Below are 833 nucleotides of genomic sequence, written 5' to 3' on the forward strand. Positions count from 1 at the left end.
ATGACAGAAGAGGCGCTCGTCAGAGAAGACCCTAGGGGATGGCACCCTTCACGTCATCCTGACAACGCTCCTGGTCAGGATCCCTGCCCCTCGCGAAAAACGGGACAGACCATAGGACCCGGTCAGTCCCTATTTTCGCTTACAGCATTCAGCGGGTTTTCATTATTTAGCGATCAGCGGATCTTAGGTACGAGATCCCGTACAGGATCCCTGAACAGGAGCGCTTCAGGGCAGGCTTTACGGGATGACAGTGTCAGACGATTATGCGATTCTATTGTAGGGGCGAACGGCTGTTCGCCCGTGAGTGGATTTTAGTGCAGGCTAAAGGGATGAAAGAAGAAGTGCTCATCAGAATAAGCTTAAGTGATGACATCCCTTCACGTCATCCTGACAATGCTCCTGGTCAGGATCACGGTCTCTCTCTTCTCGTGAGCGAAGCGAGCTCTCGGATATGCTTTTTCTCGGCTTTTTAAAGCGTTCTGCGGTTCTTTAGGCGCCGGGTTCGGACTCCATAATTCGATTCTCTCTACTATTATCCTCAAAGTTACTTGAGCTGGATAGTTCATACGATCGACTCGTGATGTTCATTACAGATTGGTTTGCATTAGTTGTATACTATGGCAAATACAATCTTGGGGGTGATATTTATGAAGAGGAAGATTGCCTCATCTGTCGGCTTGTTTTTTTTAGTTGTTGCTTTTATGGTTTCAGGGTGCGTAAAGAGTATAGATGTTCCGGGTTCGGCAGCGATTGATTGGTCTTTGCAAGCTGTGGATGGTCAAGCGAGGGTGATCATAGGTTTCTCCGGTCTGCCAGATAAGGCTCTTGTCAAG

General features: G+C 48.3%; 1 pseudogene. It reads left to right on the top strand.

The features are described from left to right. Positions 1–647 precede the first annotated feature (647 nt). Positions 648–833, top strand: a pseudogene (locus tag BG32_RS13855) (peptidase S8); the annotation flags it as partial.

It is taken from the genome of Mesotoga sp. HF07.pep.5.2.highcov, assembly GCF_003666285.1.
Lineage (GTDB): Bacteria > Thermotogota > Thermotogae > Petrotogales > Kosmotogaceae > Mesotoga > Mesotoga prima.